The sequence below is a fragment of the Deinococcus planocerae genome (assembly GCF_002869765.1).
Taxonomy (GTDB): Bacteria; Deinococcota; Deinococci; order Deinococcales; family Deinococcaceae; genus Deinococcus; species Deinococcus planocerae.
The window spans coordinates 1-17,422 of sequence record NZ_PNOR01000054.1 but is presented as its reverse complement, the minus strand read 5'-3'; the positions used below and the strand labels follow the sequence as shown (position 1 = coordinate 17,422).

Below are 17,422 nucleotides of genomic sequence, written 5' to 3'. Positions count from 1 at the left end.
GAAGTCGCCGCCCGGGTGGCCCTGCCCCTGCTGGTCATTCAACGACTCGCTGCACAGGTCTGTCGAGAGGAAGAATTCCTGCGCCAGCACGGGTATTCACTCACCTTATCCAGATGCAAGACCTAAGAATGACACTCCGTTACGTAAACCTCAGCCGCGAAGACCTTCAAAAAGGACACGCCCGGCACTCTCCGCTTGTCCGCGTCATGTTCGGGGAGCAACGTTACTGACAAAGAACCCAGCCGGCTTTCCTTTCTGACTTTTTGTTGGAGAAATGCTCGGCTGTGTGCGTAGCGCCTCTTAGACCTCTCCTGACCCTACTTTCCCTGACCCGCCGCCTATTACCTTGCACCCGTTTATGTGCAACCCAGGAGCCCACATGCCGCTTGTCTTCGAGTACGAAACCGCCGAGGAACTGACCCTCTCCCCCGACGCCATTGTCAGCACCCTCAATTGTGAGCGACACGTCATTTACAGTCTGCCCGCGGACTTTCCCGAACATAGCCCGCCGGAGGAACAGCTCTAGAACCGCACAGGAGGCCCAGGAAGGCCCCGGCAAGCTCTGACCCCGCCCCGGAGTGCCCCCGCACGTCCTGAGCCACATGAGAGCCGTTCTGCCGGGAAGCACCCTTTCCTGTGTTTCGACCTCCTACCCCCCGGGGTACGTCCTCGCCAGAAAAAAGCACCCCCCCACCGGGGCACCCCCTCCCCCGTCCGTCGAGCAGCGGGCGGCGAGCCACCGCCCCCCAATGTTCTGCCCGCCGTGCCTCTCATGCGTCTTTTGCCAATGTGGCGACCGTGTGAGGCGCAGCGCGACCCCACCCCCTCCCCTCCGGGCAGTCCCGCTCCGCGTTTCCCGCGCTGGGCGGGGCTTGCGCTTGCACACCGCCCCCGGTGCCGTCCGTAGCATGAGGGTATGGAAGACCCACAACCACGCCTGACGGTGAGACAAGCCCAGCTTGCGCCGCGCGTCCCGCTGACCGCCTGCCCGCTTCCGTGCCTGTGCCCCATATGCGGCGGGGTGGGGGCGTGTTCTGGAGCAGTGAACCAGTTCCCGGCTTACAGGTTCCGACCATGAAGCCACCGGAAGGCTACGTAACGTTGCGGGAGTGTGCCGACATGCTCGACATACCATTGGAGACACTACGCACGCGCCGCAAGCGGGGCGACTTTGAGCTTGTTTCCGAAAGGGTCGGTAGCCGCTGGTACATAGACCCCGTAGCTGCCGCCATATGGGGTGACGGACGTAACCCGTACATGCCCAAGTACAACTTGCCGCGCATACAGGCGGTCTTAGAAGCCGAGCGAGAGCTGTTGGGGCGACTTCTTGAGGGCCGGGCAAAAAGGGAAGACAAGGCGTAGTGGGCAATTGCCCGCCTGCCGCTGAGAGCCACCCCAACGCCAGCAGGAGCCAGGAGCAACCCGCGGGGGAAATGTGCAGACCCGCCCGGAAGCTCGACACCCCTTCCACACCGTCCAGCACAGTGTTTCTAGCTTTCTCCCTCTCTCAGCCGTACGACTCTATGGGGGGAGCAGAGCGACCCCCGCAGAGCAAGGCAGGCAGACCAGAGAGCCCCATAGCTGGAGCAGTCAGGACACCTCCCAGTGTCCGAGCGAAGCGAGGCAGGGCGTAGGTCGAAGACCTTAAGCCCTAGGCCGTGCCAGTACCGAGCGAGGCTAGCCGTAGCCGAGCGAGGAGAGCGAGACACACCCCGTCCGAGAAGCTCAGGACAGTACACCCTCGCTTCACGTCCGCCGCTCCGCGTCTGTTGCTCCCACCCGTTCCGTCCTGCCAGCTTGTGCGCCTCTCCCCGCCGACTACTCCGAACGTTCCAGCCGGGTACAGTACCCCGCTTGCTCCGCTCTTTCCCGCACCGCGTCCTGTAGCTGCCTGACGTACCGTTCCGTCTTGCTCTTGTCGGAACTGTGGACGGTAAAGCCGTCATGCTGCCACGCCACTAGGGTTAGGTCCCGGTTGCCCCTTAGCAGTTCCACAGCCGGGAGGAGGAGCCATAGCTCCACCGCCTGAGCCTGTGCCGCTAAGGCTGAGCGTGCGCTCTCCCCGTCCGTCACCGGGAACGTCTGCCCAAAGACCGTCCGAGCGTGCCCCGCTTCCTTGAGGGAGGCTAGCTGGCGCTCTCTTGCCCGGTACAGCGCCCCTATGAGCGGGTGGTCGAACAGCCTGCCCGCCTTCTCCTCTCCAATGCCGCGCCCATGCTCGCCTGCCCCGCCGTGTGCCAGGTGCCGCACAATGGCGCCCCGTTCCATACCGAACAGCAGCGCGTACAGGGTGGACTTCAGTACGGGCTTGTACGTGTCCGGCTCAAGCTGGAAGTGCCGCTCCAGTTCCGGCCACACCTTCGCCCCAGTCGAGAGGAAGGCTTGTACCTCCGGGACCTCCCAGTCCTGCGCCGCTATGGCAAGCTGGGCGTTTGTCAGGTCAAGCTCCGGGCAGTCCGGCATGAGGGCACGGCGTACCGGCTTGCTCAGCCCCAGGTAGGAGAGCCCGTCGGCGAACACCCGCGCCGTCTTGCCTGTCCGGCTGGGCTTGTAGAAGGGTTGGGCTTCACTCTCCAGCCCGTGCAGTATGCGCAGGGCGTGCCACTGGGCCGCCTGTGTGGCTACCGGGTCGGGCTGTCCGTCGGGGCCGGGCTTGCTCAGCCTGAGAGCCGCGGCCCGTGCCGCGTCCCCGTGCTTTTCCACCATGCGAGCAAACACCGTCCCCTGTTGGCTGTTGGCGTACCTCATGAGGTCGAGAGCGGGGTGGTCGTGGGCGAGCAGTTCCTCAAGGGCTTGTCTTCGGTACATGGTCAGTTGCTCCCGGTGTTGACGCGGCTTGTAGGGCCGTCCTGAAACGAAGTACACGGCGTCCCGTAGCCGGTCCCGGCTATGCGCCTCAAGCTCAGCCCGGAGAGCGTCTAGGACCGTCTGAGGCCAAACGGGAAGGGCAGTACGGGCGCGGCTCAAGCTGGCCTTACTTCGCCACTCCGGCCCGGTGAGACTGAGCGGCATGACGTGCGCCTCAAAGTCTGTGAGAAGGTCAGCGGCTTTGAAGTTCCGGCCCTTGCTGTCAGCGTTGCCACATGCCGCTAGCTGGCTGTAGTCGAGTACCGTGCGGCCCTCAGCGTCCACCCAGGGGCACAGGAGGAGCAGGAGCAGCAAGCGCAGACGCTCCGGCTTGTAGGCGGCGTCCGGGTACACGTCGAGGACCGCCTCACGGAACGCACGGGAGGTCATGCGGGTGTCGAGGTTGTGTGTCTTCACAGCACTCCAAAAGGAAAGGCCGTGCGGTATGCTCGAAACCTCCTACAGTTCAGAGCAGTGCACGGCAGAGCCCCGGTGAGGTCCGGGGCTTTATGGTCGAGCGAGCGAAGGCAGAGCCAGCGGCGGCATAGGTTGTGCGTCACGCTCCGGTGACGGGGTGAACAGGCTCTCCGGTGGCGTGTCCCCGTGGTCTTCCCGGTAGGCGGCGGTAAACTCCGCCGTCACGTCTTCCAGGCAGCCGCGCCGCTCAAGGGCCGCAAGTTGCACGTTGAGGACGGTGGACCCTTCCGGCCCCGGCATGGTGGACGCTTCCCCAGCCTGAAACGCGGTGAAGTCGGCGGTGTCCTCCCGGTACTTCCGAAGGTTGACCCAATAGACGCGGGTCCCGGTGGGTTCCTCCTTCACCACGCAGAGCACGTCAAGGCGGAAGGCCCAGGACCGCTCTCCCCGGTTGCTCAGAGTTTCAAGGCTGACGGTGGGGAAGTTGCAAGCCCTCCGGCCCGCCCGCTTCACGTCCCCCCATAGGCGGCGGCTCCGGCGCTCAAGGGTGAAGTCGAAGGCTTGCCGCTGGGCGGTGTTGTCCGTAAAGCGAAAGCCCCGCGCCTCCGCCCGCCGCCTCAGCCCCGGAAGGGTCCAGACCTCCGCGGCCCGCCCGTAGTCCCGGCACCATGTGAACCATGCGTCGGAGGCCATTACTGCCCGGCCTGCCGGACTGGAACGCGTGGGCTGTGTGTGGGCTGTGCGTTCTTCATGACGAAGGTGCGCCCGGCAATGACGACGGTGGGCAGTTGCCCACGTGCAACCCATGACTTGACGGTATTTCGGCTGAGGTTGCGGTCGTCGGCATACCGGGCGATAGTGCAAATTTGTTCCAACATGTCTTCTCCTCTTGCACCCAGTGGGTGCAATGCGAGCAAACGAAAAGCCCCAGCGGTTGCCGGGGCCGGTGTGCTTGCTTAGGACAGTCTATGGTGTCGGTGTTTTGACAAAAGAAGCTAGCTGGCCTTCCTTTACACGCTGTCACTGCCCTTGAAAGGGACGGCTAAACCATATGCGGCGTTCACGGTTGGCGAGGTAGTACTGGCGGTCGCGCTCCTGTCTGGAGACAGGCGGCGTCCCGTGGGAAAGTTTCGAGTGGTTCCCAGATTCAGCGCAGGTACTCGACGTACTGTCCCTCCGCACCGCGCTGGAGTTCCTTACCGTTCGGTAGGGAAGCCTCAACAACTGGCACGGTAGGGCAGATTGGGCGGTGTTACGTTGATAAGCCTTTTTATCAACGGCATGTCGGCGGTCGAAACTTGACAGCGGGTGTCCTACAGACTTACCTTCACGGCGAGCACAACGGCGGGAGAAAGCCCGCTGGGGACGGGTGTCTGCTTGACGTTTGGCCCGGCTGGAGCGTAATCAGTAGGTCGTCGGTTCAAATCCGACCCCTGGCTCCAGAAAAAGTCCGTCCGGTTCAGGGCGGGCTTTTCTTTTGTGTCCTTTGGGGTGGGGCGGACAGGCGAGGCCCCGGAGCCTCACGCCGTCGCGCCCCGCCGGAGCAGGCGCCGCGCCTCGATGCGGTCCCGCACCTCCGGGAAGGCCGGGTCGATGTCGAAGCGGTAGCCGTCCCAATAGCCGTCGCGTTCAGGGTCATAGCGGCGGGGCGCGGGCAGGCTTCCCGAGAGGGCCACGCGCTTCATCTCGCGCTGCATCCGGCTTCGCAGGACGTCGGGGGGCTCATCGAGCACCTGCGGCACGGGGACGGGCGGCAGCACCCGCAGCCCGACCGTCTGGCCGTAGCGCAGGGTCGGGGTGAAGGGGTGCTCCCAGACCCGGTGCCCGCCCGTCAGCACCACGGGCAGGAGGGGTGCGCGCAGGTGCCGCGCGAGGGTGAAGGCTCCCCGCTGAAAGGCCGTCTCCACCCCGAGGACCGAACCCTGCGGAAAGAGGGCCAGGCTCTCCCCGCCCGCGAGCACCGCGCGCCCCGCCGTCAGGAGGTGGCGGTAGGCGGCGGCCCCGCTTTCCGGGCGGATGCAGAGGTGCCCCAGCCGCGTGATCGCCGGGCCGACGAGCGGCCAGGAGAAGACCTCATCCCGCGCGGCGAACCGCAGCTCCAGCGGCAGCGTCAGCAGCGCCGGAACGTCGAGCAGGCTCTCGTGCAGGGCAACCACCACGAAGGGCCCGCCCCGCGCGTGTTCGAGCCCCTGACTCTCCAGCCGCACCCCCAGGTGCCTGAGGATCACCCGGCTCGCCTCCCGTTGCCGCTCCGCGCGCTCGGCGGGTGTCAGGCCGGGCGGAAGGTTCGCCAGGGTCCGGGCCTGTCGGGCGAGGAGAGCGTCCCCGGCAAAGCGCAGCCGAACCCAGCCCGCCAGCGTCTCGGGTCGCAGGCGCAGCCGGGTGGGGGAAGGGAGGTCGGGCGGCATGATGTCCCGCCCCATCGTGCCCGCCCGCGCCCCCTGGGGCCGTCAGCGACCTGACAGACCCGCAGGGCGCTGCGCGGGCTGTCCGCCCACCTGCCCGGCCCCGGGGATCACTCCCGCTCCTCTCCAGGGCCAAGGCAAGGCCAAGCGCCTTTCATCCGCGCATTGACCTGTGGCCGGAAGAGTGGATGGGCACGGGCGCCCCGCGCGCCCGCGAGGGAGGAACGAGCCGTGGACCCCACCCAACTCAGCCGTGAACTGCGCCAAGCCCACACCCCCGACCTCCAGCGGCGCCGCTGGATCGTCGGGCTGTCTCTGCTCGGTGTGGCGATGGGGCAGATCGTGTCCCTGTACCAGACGGGCATCCTCAAAGATCTGCCCGACCCGCCCGGCCCCTTCGACTCGGCCCGGGTGGACGCTTCCGACTACGCCTACAAGCGCCTGATGACTCCCGACGCCCTGATGATGGTCGTGAACTACGGGGTGACCGCGTGGCTCGCGGCGGCGGGCGGCAAGGACCGGGCCTCGGACCTGCCGCTGCTGCCTGTGGCGATGGGCCTCAAGATCGCGGGCGACGCCCTGACCTCCCTCGAACTGGGCCGGGAGGAGTGGGCGCAGAACAAGGCCCTGTGCGTCTACTGCCAGGTGGCGACCGTGGCCTCGCTCGCCTCCGTGGTGCTGGCCTTCCCCGAGACGCGCCGGGCCCTGGGCAACCTGCGCCGCTGAGGGCTCAGCCCGGCCCGCGCGCCCGCCGCCACTCCAGCGCCACGGGCACGGCGGAAACGAGCAGCACCCCGGCCACCAGCAGCAGGACGTAGCGGTCGAGGTGTGGGATCAGCCCGCCCAGCCCGTAGCCCGCCAGCGGCACCCCGGCGCCCCACAGCAGCGCCCCGAGCACGCTGAAGCCCAAGAAGGTGGGGTACGGCATCCGCCCGACCCCCGCGAGGGTGGGCGTCACCGTCCGCACGACCGGGATGAAGCGGGCCACGACGACCGCGAGGCGGCCATAGCGCTCGAAATACGCCTGGGTCCGGGTCAGATATTCCGGGCGCAGGAGGCGCGCGTCCCGCCGCCGGAAGACCGCCGGGCCGAAGCGCCGCCCGATCAGGTAGCCCGCCGTGTCCCCCAGAATCGCCCCGACGACCACCGCCGCCACCACGCCCCGCACGTCGAGGGCACCCCCCGCCGCGACGATGCCCGCCATGATCAGCAGGCTGTCGCCGGGCAGGAAAAAGCCCAGCAGGAGGCCGGTCTCCGCGAAGACGATGGCGAGGATCCCCGCGTAGCCTGCGGTCGCGAGCAGGGCGGGCAGGTCGATGAGGTGCATGCCCCACTGTAGACATTCGCAGGGGAGGGGGGCAAGGCCTGGCTGGAGAGAGGGGGCGCCGGGCCTGACCACGCCCTCATCTTCCCAGGGTGGTCGGACCCCCCGGTCCCGGGGTAGACTCAACGGCTGAAGCGCGCCGCTCCCGGCGCCGCGACCGGTGCTCGCCCGCCCCAACGCGTTGTCGGGGCGGGCCCGCCGGACCGAAAGGGGTAATACCGTGGCCGAGCAGGACATCGACAAGTTGCTTTCCCTCACCGACAGCAAGTACCGGCTGTCGGTCGTGACCGCCAAACGCGCCCTGCAACTGCGTTCGGGGGCGCCCAGCGTGCTTCCCGTCGAGCAGCGGGTGCGCACCCGCAACCTCGTGACCCAGGCGATGCGCGAGCTGGCGACCGGCAAGCTCACCGTCGGGACCGACCTGATGGACGAGGGCCGTTTCCACCAGGACTACGTGCGCCAGAAGCAGGCCCAGCTCCAAGCCCAGCTCAACGCCGAACGTGAGCGCGAACGCGACTGAGGAACCTTCGCCGGTCGGAAACGGCTGGCGTTAACCCTCTCGTCACATGGCTCGTCACCGTCGCCCCGTTTCGCAGACCCGCAGAGATATTCTGCGGGCTTTTCTGTTGTTAGAGCGACAAACAGGACGGACATCCTTCAGGTCGCGCGAGGTGTGGCAACAGGTTCCACACCTCAAGATGGAGACGCTGCGCCCACACGTGAACTCACGGATGAACGATGGTCTGGGTGGTTCAGGCCACCGGACGTTCACAGGGGAAATAGAGACGGTGAGCTGGGAAGGACGAGAGAAACTGTACTCCTTGACCTCTTTTGGAAGACAGCAAATCAAAGACTTGGGCCTGGACGGGGCCTGACCTGTCCTCGTGAGTGGACTTCTCCAGAGCTGCGTCCGTGACGGGGAACGGGCGGCGGGACAGCTAGAGTAACCCCCATGCTGACCGCCTTCGCCGTTCTGCTGAGCGTGACCGCCGTGCTGGCGTACCTCAACGAGCGCACGCTGCGCTTTCCCACCACCGTGGGCGTGACCCTGGCGGGGGCCCTGGCGAGCATCGGGTTGATCCTGCTCGACGCGCTCGGCGTGCCCGGCCTGCGCGGCTGGGCGGCGGGACTTCTGGAAACGCTCGACTTCACCGACTTCGTGCTCAACGGCATCCTCAGCATCCTGCTCTTCGCGGGGGCGCTGAGCCTCGACGCGACCCAGCTGCTGCGCCAGCGGGTGAGCATCCTGACGCTGGCGCTCCTGAGCACCCTGATCAGTACCTTTCTGATCGGCTTCGCGGCCTACTTCGTCTTCGCGCTCGTGGGCCTGAACGTGCCCCTGATCTGGTCGCTGCTCTTCGGGGCGCTCATCAGCCCCACCGACCCGGTGGCCGTGCTCGATCTGCTCAAGCGCGCGCGGGTCCCCGCCAGGATCGAGACCCTGATCGCGGGCGAGAGCCTCTTTAACGATGGGGTGGGCGTGGTGATCTTCCTCGTGCTCGCGGGACTGGCGGGCGTCGGCGGCACCCACGCGGAACCCGGCGTGGCGGGGGCCCTGACCCTCTTCGTGCGGGAGGCGCTGGGCGGCCTGCTCTTCGGCGCGCTGCTCGGCGGGCTGGGCTACGCGCTGCTGCGTTCCATCGAGCAGCACGCGGTCGAGGTGCTCATCACGCTCGCGCTCGTCGTGGGGGGGTACGTCGCCGCCTCGGCGCTGGGCATCAGCGGGCCGCTGGCGATGGTGGTCGCGGGGCTGGTCATCTCGGCGACCAAGAGCCGCGCCTTCGGGGCCCAGACGCGCGCCCACATCGAGGGCTTCTGGGAGACCATCGACCAGGTGCTCAACATCCTGCTCTTCGCCTTTATCGGCCTGGACGTGCTCCTCACCGAGACGACGGGCCCGCAGATCGTGGCGAGCGTGCTGCTGATCGGGGTGGCCCTCGCCGCCCGCTGGCTGAGCGTTGCCCTGCCCTTCGCGCTCGTGCGCTCCCGCGAGGGGTACGGGTCCTACACCGTCCGGCTGCTGACCTGGGGCGGCCTGCGCGGCGGCATCGCCATCAGCCTCGCCCTCGGCCTGCCGGAGAGCCCCTACCGCACCCACGTCGTCACCGCCACCTACGCCGTGGTGCTCTTCACCATCGCCGTCCAGGGGCTCACCATCATGCCGCTCGTCCACCGCGCCGCCGCGGCGAGCGCCGAGGTGGCCTCCGACCCGGCCCGCCACTGAACCCATCAAGAGAGGGGCGCTGGGGACTTCCCGTCCCCGCGCCCCTTCGGCGGCCCCGCTTCCGGGTTACTTGCCCGCCGCCCCGCCCCCCGCCGTGACCCCGCTGACGAGCGCCTCGCGGATGCCCTGCGCGACGCCGAGGGCCACGCGGTCGAGGTAGTTCTCGTCTTGGAGGTTCAGGCCGTCGACGGGGTGGCTGGCGTAGCCGATCTCGACGAGCGCGGCGGGAACGCGGCTGTTGCGCAGCACCGAGAGGGAACGGTTGCCCTTGAGCCCGCGCGGGAAAGCCCCCGTGACCCCCACCACGCTCCGCTGGATGATCGCGGCGAAGCTGCTCGACAGCGGGTGGTTGGGGTTCCACCACGTCTCGACCCCGTAGCCGCGTAGGGCCGAGTGGGCTTCCAGGGCGTTGACGTGAATGCTCAGGAAAAGCTGGGTGCCGGGCGTGCCCGCCCTCGCGCGCAACTCCAGGTCGGTCGCCTTGTTGGCGTGCAGGGCCGTGTCGGTCTCGCGGGTGAGCACCGCGTCCACCCCCGCCGCCCGCAACAGGGCCCGCACACGCAGCGCCACGTCGAGCGTGACCTGCTTTTCGGTGATCGTGCCGACCGCGCCGGGATCGCGCCCGCCGTGCCCGGGGTCGATCACCACCCGCGGCTGCACGAGGCTCGCGCTCAGGGCCAGGATCGCCGTGCCGCGCGTGGCGGGCACCGGCGGCACCGCCGCGATCACCCGCTCCCTGGGCGTCAACGGGGTCAGGTCCGCCAGCGCCGGGGCGAGGTCGATGGCGAGCCGCGAGCGCTCACTCCCCCCCGCCGGGGGCAGCAGTTGCGCCCGCCCCCCGCTGCGCGAGGTCAGCGGCGTGCCCGTCAGCAGCGTCACCGCCACGCCCTCCGGGGTCGGCTCGAAGCGCCACGCGCGCAGCTCGGGGCTCACGTTCTGCCCGGTCTGCGGGGCGGCGCTCACCCCCGCAAGCTCCACCCGCAGGCCCACCCCGCCCGGCACCATCCGGTAACTCGCCCCCGGCGGCAGGTCGATCACCACCCGCGTGAGCCCCGGATTCTTACCCAGGCGGGGCACGGTGAGCGCCGCCCCCGCCTGCGGGCTGCCCGGCGCGCGTCCGCTCAGGGGGCTCGGCTTGCCGCTCTCCTGACCGGGGAGGGCCGGGGCGGGCGGGGGCGTGGCCGCCCTGCCTGCCGCCGACACCGCGTCGCCCGGCGGAAGCCCCTCGGGCAGAGGCGCGGGCGTGGCGGGCCGGGCCAGCACCGGGGCCGGAACCGCGGCGGGCGGCTCGGGCGTGGCCGTGGCCGCCGTGACCGTCGCCACCGAACTCAGCGGCGCCGAGAGGACGCTGCGCGCGTCTGGGGTTACGGGCGCCGCCGTCGCGCGCACGAACGCCCGTTGCGAGGGACTCGCTCCTCCCGCCAGCGTCGGGGCGAACTCCACGATCAAGACCCGCGCCCCGGTCGCCACCGTCGTCTCTGAAGCCCGCCAGCCGTCCGTCAGCGAGAGCGGAAATGGCGTCACGAGCGTGACCTGCCCGCCCCCCGCCCGGTACTCCGCCACACTCGTGCCCAGCCGCGCGCTCACGGCGGGCAGCACCCGCGCCCCCCGCACGTCGATCCTCAGCCCCCCGAAGGTCGGCGTGAGCTGGTACGTCACCCCCGCCGCGAGGTCGAACACCACCCGCGTCAGGCTCCCGTCACTGCTCGCCCGCGGCAGCCCGAAGGTCGCGTCCGCCATGCCCGTCAGGCTCAGGGTTCCCGAGGAAGACGGCGCACCCGCCGAAGTGGCCGCGCCGCTCGCCGGGGCCGCGGTAGGCGGCGCGCCCCGAAGCGAGGGCGTGGTCTGGGCGGGCGCCACGCGCTGGAAGGGATCGGTCTGCGCCCCTGCCCAGGACCCCGCCACTCCGCACGACAGAAGAGATGAGAGCAAGATGACATGCGGCTTCATGGGTCCCCATACTGTACCCAATTCTCGTGAGAAGCGCACATTTCGCCTCATGAGGTCTTCGATTATAGACCCGATAGCGAGAAAAATAACAATTCTCCACCCGGCCTGAACTTGCTTCAAGGACTTGAGGGTGCGTCCGCCCCAGGCTGACCGTTGGCAACGCCGCCTCTGGGTGAGATTCGGACTCTGTGCTATGGGGAGGAGCCGCGGCCCGCCTCGACCCTGAGGGGGTGCCGTGGGGGCAGCGGCACCCGTGCTGGGCGTGGTGAGAGATCGGGCCTATCGGGGTTTCCAGGACGTGTCTTCGAGACTAGGCCCCGGTTGGGCCGTCAACCTCCGAGGTCACCCTCGCCCTCCTGCCCTCGGCCTAGACTCTGGGTATGACCGCCGCCGACCCCGCTCAGCCCCATGTTCATCTGCCGGACGGCTCCTGCTGCGGCCCCAGAAAGTTCGCGCACCTGCACCAGCACACCCAGTACAGCCTCCTCGACGGCGCGGCCAAGCTCAAAGACCTCCTGAAGTGGGTCAAGGAGGTCACGCCCAACGACCCGGCGTGCGCCATGACCGACCACGGCAACATGCACGGGGCGGTCCACTTCTACAACTACGCGACCGGCATGGGCGTCAAGCCGATCCTGGGCTACGAGGCCTATGTCGTCCCCGGCCACGGCACCCGGCGCGACAAGAAGCCGGGCGTCAGCGGCGAGAAGGGCATCTTCCACCTCACCCTGCTCGCCCGCGACTTCGAGGGCTACCAGAACCTCTGCCGCCTGAGTTCGCGCGGCTACACCGAGGGGTACTACTACAAGCCGCGCATCGACCACGAGCTGCTTCAGGAGCACCACCGGGGCGTGATCGCCTTCTCCGGCTGCCTGGGCTCGGAGGTGCAGCAACTCCTGCTCCAGGGGCGCGAGGACGAGGCGCGGGCACGCCTTCTGTGGTACCGCGACCTCTTCGGCGAGAACTACTTCATCGAGATTCAGGATCACGGTCTGACCGAGCAGCGGAAGAACAACCCGATTCTCAAGGCCTGGGCGCAGGAACTCGGCATCGGCATGGTCGCCACGAACGACGGGCATTACGTCAAGAAGACCGATGCCACCGCCCACGAGACGCTGCTCGCCATCCAGACCAAGGCCACCCTCGCCGACGAGAACCGCTTCAAGTTCCCCTGCGAGGAGTTCTACGTGAAGGGCCTGGACGAGATGCAGGCGGCCCTCCCCGTCGCCGAGTGGGGCGAGGAACCCTTCGACAACACCGCCCGGATCGCCCAGATGTGCAACGTCGAGTTGCCCGTGGGCAAGAAGCGGGTGTACCAGATGCCCGCCCTGCCCATCCCGGAAGGCCGCACGATGGCCGAGGAATTGCGGGTGCAGACGTACCGCGGCACGGTGAAGCGATATCCGGCGCACGCGACGGAGAACCTGCTCCGCGACTACGCTCAGCGGTCGTTGGAGGCGCTGGGTACGGAGGACAGGGCGCGCGTCCTCTCCCGCGTGCGAGGTTGCGACGCCAAGACCTGCGACCTCGAAACGCTGTTCACCCTCCTCGCCTTCATGGGCAGTGTCTGGGAGGGGCGAGGCAAGGACGCGGGGGAGAAGTACACCAAATACCCGGCGCTGGAGGTCATGGAGGCGGAGGCCGAGGCGGGTCAACTCCCCGCCTATGCCCACGAGGACTGCCGCAAGGCCCGGCGGGGCGACAGCGACACGAGTATCGAACTCGACCCCGAGGCCGACGTGGAGGAGACGACCAAGGCTCACCACACCCACGCCCTCGTCGTCCTGCGCCGGGCCGAGTATGAACTCTCGGTCATCAACAACATGGGCTTCCCCGACTACTTCCTGATCGTCGCCGACTACATCAACTGGGCGAAGGATCAGGGCATCTCCGTGGGCCCGGGGCGCGGGTCGGGCGCGGGCTCGCTCGTCGCCTACGCCATCCGCATCACCAACCTCGACCCCCTGGAATTCGAGCTGCTGTTCGAGCGCTTCCTCAACCCCGACCGCATCTCCATGCCCGACTTCGACATCGACTTCAACGACGCCCGGCGCGGCGAGGTCATCGAGTACGTGCAGGGCAAGTACGGCGACGACCGGGTGGCCCAGATCGCCACCTTCGGGACGATGGCGAGCAAGGCGTGCCTCAAGGACGTGGCGCGCGTGATGGGCCTGGAATACGCCAAGGTCGATAAGGTCTCCAAACTCATCCCCATCAAGTTCGGTAAGTCCTACTCGCTGGAGCAGGCGCGCGACGCGGTGCCCGACATCCAGCAGATGCTCGAAGAGGACGCCCAGCTCAGGGAGGCGTACGAGTTCGCCCTGAAGCTGGAGGGTCTGACCCGCCACGCCTCGGTCCACGCGGCGGGCGTCGTGATCGGCAAGACGCAGCTCACCGACCTCGTGCCCGTGATGCGCGACACGTCGGGCGAGGGCATGGTCTGCCAGTACGACATGAAGGCGGTCGAGGACATCGGCCTGATCAAGATGGACTTTCTGGGGCTGCGCACCCTGTCCTTCCTCGACGAGGCCAAGCGCATCATGCGCGAGTCGCGCGGCATCGAGATCGACTTCGACACCATCCCCTTCGACGACGAGAAGACCTTCGAACTGCTCTCACGCGGCGACAACAAGGGCGTCTTCCAGCTAGAAGGCGCAGGGATCGCCGACGCCTCCCGCCGCCTCAAGCCGCGCCGCCTCGCCGACATCATCGCCCTGTCGGCCCTCTACCGCCCCGGCCCGATGGAGAACATCCCCACCTACGTCCGCCGCCACCACGGGGTCGAGGAGGTCGATTACGTCAAGGACGGCTTCCCCAACTCCGCGCGGTGGTTGGAGAAGATTCTGGCCGAAACCTACGGCATCCCCGTCTATCAGGAGCAGATCATGCAGATCGCTTCGGAGGTGGCGGGCTATTCGTTGGGCGGCGCCGACCTACTCCGCCGAGCGATGGGTAAAAAAGACGCCGAGGAGATGAAGCGTCAGCGGCAGCTCTTCGTTGATGGCGCAGAAAAGAACGGGGTGCCGAAGGAAGAGGGTAATAGACTCTTCGATTTGCTGGATGCATTTGCGAACTACGGATTCAATAAGAGTCATAGTGCCGCATATGGAGTTGTTACTTATCAAACGGCCTGGTTGAAAGCAAACTATCCCGTCGAATTCATGGCCGCCCTTCTCACTGTCGAGCGCCGCGACTCCGACAAGGTGGCCGAGTACGTCTCCGACGCCCGCAAGATGGACGTGCGGGTGCTGCCGCCCGACATCAACCGTTCCGCCGCCGACTTCGCGGTGCAGGGCGAGGAAATCCTCTTCGGGCTGTACGCGATCAAGGGGCTGGGCGAGGCGGCGGTGCAGAGGATTCTGGAGGAGCGCCAGCGTGCGGGGGCGTTCAAGTCCCTCGCCGACTTCTGCTCGCGGGTGGGGGGCAAGGTCTGCAACCGCAAGGCGATGGAGTCGCTGATCAAGTCGGGCGCCTTTGACCGCTTCGGCGAGCGGCGGCAACTGATGGAGAGCCTGGAGGACGCGCTGAGTTGGGCGCAGGGAGCCGCCGCGATGGCGAGCAGCGGCATGGACGCCCTCTTCGGGATGAGCGAGACGGCGCCCGAGCCGAAACCACGCGCGGGCATCGAACCCTACACCGACCTCCAGCGCCTCGCCATCGAGAAGGAGTCGCTCGGTCTCTACATCTCCGGGCACCCGCTGGAGCAGCACGAGGGCCTGCGCGAGGCCGCCAGTTGCCGCATCTCCGACCTTGACGCCTGGTTCACCACCCAGAACGTTGCGCCGGGCAAGCGGGTCAAGGCCGTGCTGGCGGGCATGATCGAGAGCGTGGTCAAGAAACCCACGAAGTCCGGCGGCATGATGGCCCGCTTCATCCTCGCCGACGAGTCGGGGCAGACGGAACTCGTCGCCTTTTCGCGCGCCTACGACCGCATTCAGGAGAAGCTGATTAACGACACGCCCGCCCTCGTGATCGTGGAACTGGAGTCCGAGGACGGCGGCCTGCGCGCCATCGCCGAGGAGGTCGTGGGCGTCGAGCAACTGGCCGAGGTGCCCAAGGTCATGTACGTGACCATCGACCTGGAGACCGCCAGTCCCGACGCGGTGGGCGAGTTCCAGAGCGTCCTCGACGAACACGCCGGGTCCATGCCCACCTACCTGCGCCTGGAGACGCCCGAGCAGTTCGTGCTCTACCAGCTCGATCACAACATGGGCAGCCCCGAGGCCATCCGTGCCCTGAACGCTGGCTTCCCCTGGGCCGACGCCTATCTCGCCTACGACCAGGGCACCATCCTCAGCCGCTTCGCGCCCAAGCCGCCCGCATGGGCGAATAAGGGTGGGGGGAGGGGGATGCAGGCGTAATTGCTTTGTATGAGAATTGAACTGGTGAGGCTTATAAGTTAGAATGTTTTTATGTCACAAGTAATTTCCATCTACTTCTCTGACTTCTTTGGGGTAAACAGGTCAGTTTTAGATGACTATGGTGCTTTGGATGTCTCTCTTATAAATGATTTGCTACTATTTATCGACCCCTTTCTGCTTTTCGGGAGTAGCAAAGAAGAATACCAGAAGCTGCACAGAGAAATTATTAAGTACATAATCTTCCTTAGAGACAAATCTAAATCAAGCAATATTAAGAGTGGCTTGATGGCTGCTTGGTTTACTTTTCCAGAGGAAAAAGGTAACTGGTTGGGATATAGCGTTAGGGGTAATAAAGGGCATGGTCTCGGGAAGAAATTTGCTCATGCCTTAAATGCCAATCTCGCAAGCGTGTTCAAAGATTTTGGTGAAGAGGAGATGCTTCAAAGCAGTCATTTGGAAAAATTGGGACTGATTAGAAATGGGGTAGGCAGAGATAATATAAGTGATCTAACAACGAATTTGATAAAGTACTACCTGCTTGACTACACCCAAAAATTTGCAAGGAATAATATAGATATGTCTCTTCTTGAGGAATTTGCGATACAGAAGGTTTACTTTGATTACAAAACTGAGAGATGGATGGGTGGTACGTTTTTGCTCCCAAGCTATGCTGGGGAGTACATTATCCTTACTCCAAAGGACATCCTGACGAAGGACGAAATGTGGATAAGCCGAGGAGACTTGAATCAGCGTTTTAGGAGTATCGTTAATTCAATCACAGATGCTTCTTTAAGAGACCAGCTTAACAATTATTTAGCTAAGGCTATAAACTCAGAAGATGCGAAACGAAGAGCTCAGCAAGAGAACAGAGCAATAGATGAAATTATAGCAACACATCCCGAGATTCTCAATCTCTATCTTAAAGATAGGGAGGAAAACAAAGATGATGCTAAAGCGTTTAGCGAGCAAAATGTGGAGTCTGTTGAACGCTTGTTTATAAATAATGTTTCAAGTATTGTAACCTATTTGCGTGGCAATACCGATTTCTACAAATCTAGGGGTGATTCTTACGACGCTGCATATGACAGGGTTATTTATCTCAAAGAGTTTATAGAAAAACACGATGGTTGGAGGTTATTTTACGATGGTGATAAACCCATAACATCCGAGAGCAACCTACAGTTGATTTACAGACTTACTTGGTATGCGACTGAATTTGACGTAAATCGTGAGACTAATAATGGACGGGGTCCTGTTGACTATGCTGTATCCATGGGAAGCGCAGACAAGTCTTTGATTGAGTTTAAACTCGCTAGCAATTCAAAACTTGAGCAAAATTTAGCCAACCAAGTTAAGATATACGAAGATGCAAATAATACGAGCAAAAGTATTAAGGCTATCATGTATTTCAAAGAATCAGAATTAGAAAAGTTGAACAAAATAATGATAAATTTGGGTCTCGAAAATGACAATACCATAATTATAATAGATGCGACTCCCAAGCAGTCTGCATCGAATGTCAAATAATTTTAAACGTTTTCTACAAGCTAGAACTCAGGTAGAAGCCTAAGTGCAAGCGACGGAAAGCTAGAAGCGGGCGCCCCGGCCCGCCTCCTTCCCCTACTCCTTCAACCAGTCCTCAACTTGCAGCCCCTCCAACCTCCTGAACTCGCCCACGTTGTTCGTCACTAGGACGGCGTGCAACGCGAGGGTGTGGCCCGCGATCAGGAGGTCATAGGGGCCGATGGGTTTTCCTGTACCCATTAGCAGGACTTTGTCACTTCCGTTCAGGCTCATGGGGACGCTCCCCGCAGTTGTTCCCCGCAATGCGGACACCGATCGAGCCGGACCTCCTCCAGGGTCCGGCTCGCTTCTCGCCGGGCCTGTGGCAAGG

At 65.0% G+C, this 17,422-nt stretch carries 12 protein-coding genes and 1 pseudogene; 7 read left to right on the top strand and 6 right to left on the bottom strand.

Annotated elements, in window-relative coordinates; translation table 11 throughout:
• Nucleotides 1-126: pseudogene (locus tag A7B18_RS19680) on the top strand (IS701 family transposase); the annotation flags it as partial.
• Between the two features lie 253 nt (nt 127-379).
• Complete coding sequence (locus tag A7B18_RS22115; RefSeq protein ID WP_180970260.1) at nt 380-526, top strand: hypothetical protein; 147 nt, start codon at nt 380-382, stop codon at nt 524-526.
• A 1,292-nt stretch (nt 527-1,818) separates the two neighbouring features.
• Here the strand turns inward: A7B18_RS22115 and A7B18_RS19675 are convergent.
• From A7B18_RS19675 to A7B18_RS19665, 3 genes are all read right to left on the bottom strand, one after another.
• A complete protein-coding gene (locus A7B18_RS19675; protein WP_102128384.1) occupies nt 1,819-3,264 on the bottom strand; it encodes a hypothetical protein in 1,446 nt (481 codons plus the stop codon).
• A 90-nt stretch (nt 3,265-3,354) separates the two neighbouring features.
• Nucleotides 3,355-3,957, bottom strand: a complete 603-nt coding sequence (locus tag A7B18_RS19670) for a hypothetical protein (protein ID WP_102128383.1) — start codon at nt 3,955-3,957, stop codon at nt 3,355-3,357.
• 827 nt (nt 3,958-4,784) lie between these two features.
• Nucleotides 4,785-5,687: a lysophospholipid acyltransferase family protein gene (locus A7B18_RS19665; protein WP_245872987.1), complete on the bottom strand. Its 903-nt coding sequence runs from the start codon at nt 5,685-5,687 to the stop codon at nt 4,785-4,787.
• 213 nt (nt 5,688-5,900) lie between these two features.
• On the opposite strand from A7B18_RS19665, the gene A7B18_RS19660 reads away from it, so the two are divergent.
• The gene (locus A7B18_RS19660) at nt 5,901-6,395 is read left to right on the top strand and encodes a vitamin K epoxide reductase family protein (protein WP_102128382.1); all 495 of its coding nucleotides are present in this window, start codon (nt 5,901-5,903) and stop codon (nt 6,393-6,395) included.
• A 4-nt stretch (nt 6,396-6,399) separates the two neighbouring features.
• On the opposite strand, the gene A7B18_RS19655 is transcribed toward A7B18_RS19660, so the two are convergent.
• Nucleotides 6,400-6,996 (bottom strand): DedA family protein, encoded by a 597-nt coding sequence (locus A7B18_RS19655; protein WP_102128381.1) that lies wholly within the window; start codon nt 6,994-6,996, stop codon nt 6,400-6,402.
• Nucleotides 6,997-7,213: 217 nt separating this feature from the next.
• On the opposite strand from A7B18_RS19655, the gene rpoZ reads away from it, so the two are divergent.
• Nucleotides 7,214-7,513: a DNA-directed RNA polymerase subunit omega gene (rpoZ, locus tag A7B18_RS19650; RefSeq protein WP_102128380.1), complete on the top strand. Its 300-nt coding sequence runs from the start codon at nt 7,214-7,216 to the stop codon at nt 7,511-7,513.
• A gap of 432 nt (nt 7,514-7,945) precedes the next feature.
• Nucleotides 7,946-9,217, top strand: a complete 1,272-nt coding sequence (locus A7B18_RS19645; protein ID WP_102128379.1) for a cation:proton antiporter — start codon at nt 7,946-7,948, stop codon at nt 9,215-9,217.
• A 66-nt stretch (nt 9,218-9,283) separates the two neighbouring features.
• Here A7B18_RS19645 and A7B18_RS19640 read toward each other — a convergent pair whose 3' ends face one another.
• On the bottom strand, nt 9,284-11,167 hold the full coding sequence (locus A7B18_RS19640; protein WP_102128378.1) for an N-acetylmuramoyl-L-alanine amidase: 1,884 nt from the start codon (nt 11,165-11,167) through the stop codon (nt 9,284-9,286).
• Between the two features lie 380 nt (nt 11,168-11,547).
• On the opposite strand from A7B18_RS19640, the gene dnaE reads away from it, so the two are divergent.
• Nucleotides 11,548-15,528, top strand: a complete 3,981-nt coding sequence (gene dnaE, locus A7B18_RS19635) for a DNA polymerase III subunit alpha (RefSeq protein WP_102128377.1) — start codon at nt 11,548-11,550, stop codon at nt 15,526-15,528.
• A gap of 51 nt (nt 15,529-15,579) precedes the next feature.
• Nucleotides 15,580-17,055: a hypothetical protein gene (locus A7B18_RS19630; protein WP_180970259.1), complete on the top strand. Its 1,476-nt coding sequence runs from the start codon at nt 15,580-15,582 to the stop codon at nt 17,053-17,055.
• 93 nt (nt 17,056-17,148) lie between these two features.
• Here the strand turns inward: A7B18_RS19630 and A7B18_RS19625 are convergent, their stop codons facing one another.
• Nucleotides 17,149-17,292: a PIN domain-containing protein gene (locus A7B18_RS19625; RefSeq protein ID WP_180970258.1), complete on the bottom strand. Its 144-nt coding sequence runs from the start codon at nt 17,290-17,292 to the stop codon at nt 17,149-17,151.
• Nucleotides 17,293-17,422: the final 130 nt, after the last annotated feature.

What these genes read in the sequence shown, in the direction of transcription:
- A7B18_RS19645 (WP_102128379.1), top strand. Translation starts at nt 7,946, where the DNA reads ATGCTGACCGCCTTCGCCGTTCTGCTGAGCGTGACCGCCGTGCTGGCG.
- A7B18_RS22115 (WP_180970260.1), top strand. Translation starts at nt 380, where the DNA reads ATGCCGCTTGTCTTCGAGTACGAAACCGCCGAGGAACTGACCCTCTCC.
- A7B18_RS19670 (WP_102128383.1), bottom strand. Translation starts at nt 3,957, where the DNA reads ATGGCCTCCGACGCATGGTTCACATGGTGCCGGGACTACGGGCGGGCC.
- A7B18_RS19640 (WP_102128378.1), bottom strand. Translation starts at nt 11,167, where the DNA reads ATGAAGCCGCATGTCATCTTGCTCTCATCTCTTCTGTCGTGCGGAGTG.
- dnaE (WP_102128377.1), top strand. Translation starts at nt 11,548, where the DNA reads ATGACCGCCGCCGACCCCGCTCAGCCCCATGTTCATCTGCCGGACGGC.
- A7B18_RS19665 (WP_245872987.1), bottom strand. Translation starts at nt 5,687, where the DNA reads ATGGGGCGGGACATCATGCCGCCCGACCTCCCTTCCCCCACCCGGCTG.
- A7B18_RS19625 (WP_180970258.1), bottom strand. Translation starts at nt 17,292, where the DNA reads ATGGGTACAGGAAAACCCATCGGCCCCTATGACCTCCTGATCGCGGGC.
- A7B18_RS19655 (WP_102128381.1), bottom strand. Translation starts at nt 6,996, where the DNA reads ATGCACCTCATCGACCTGCCCGCCCTGCTCGCGACCGCAGGCTACGCG.
- A7B18_RS19630 (WP_180970259.1), top strand. Translation starts at nt 15,580, where the DNA reads ATGTCACAAGTAATTTCCATCTACTTCTCTGACTTCTTTGGGGTAAAC.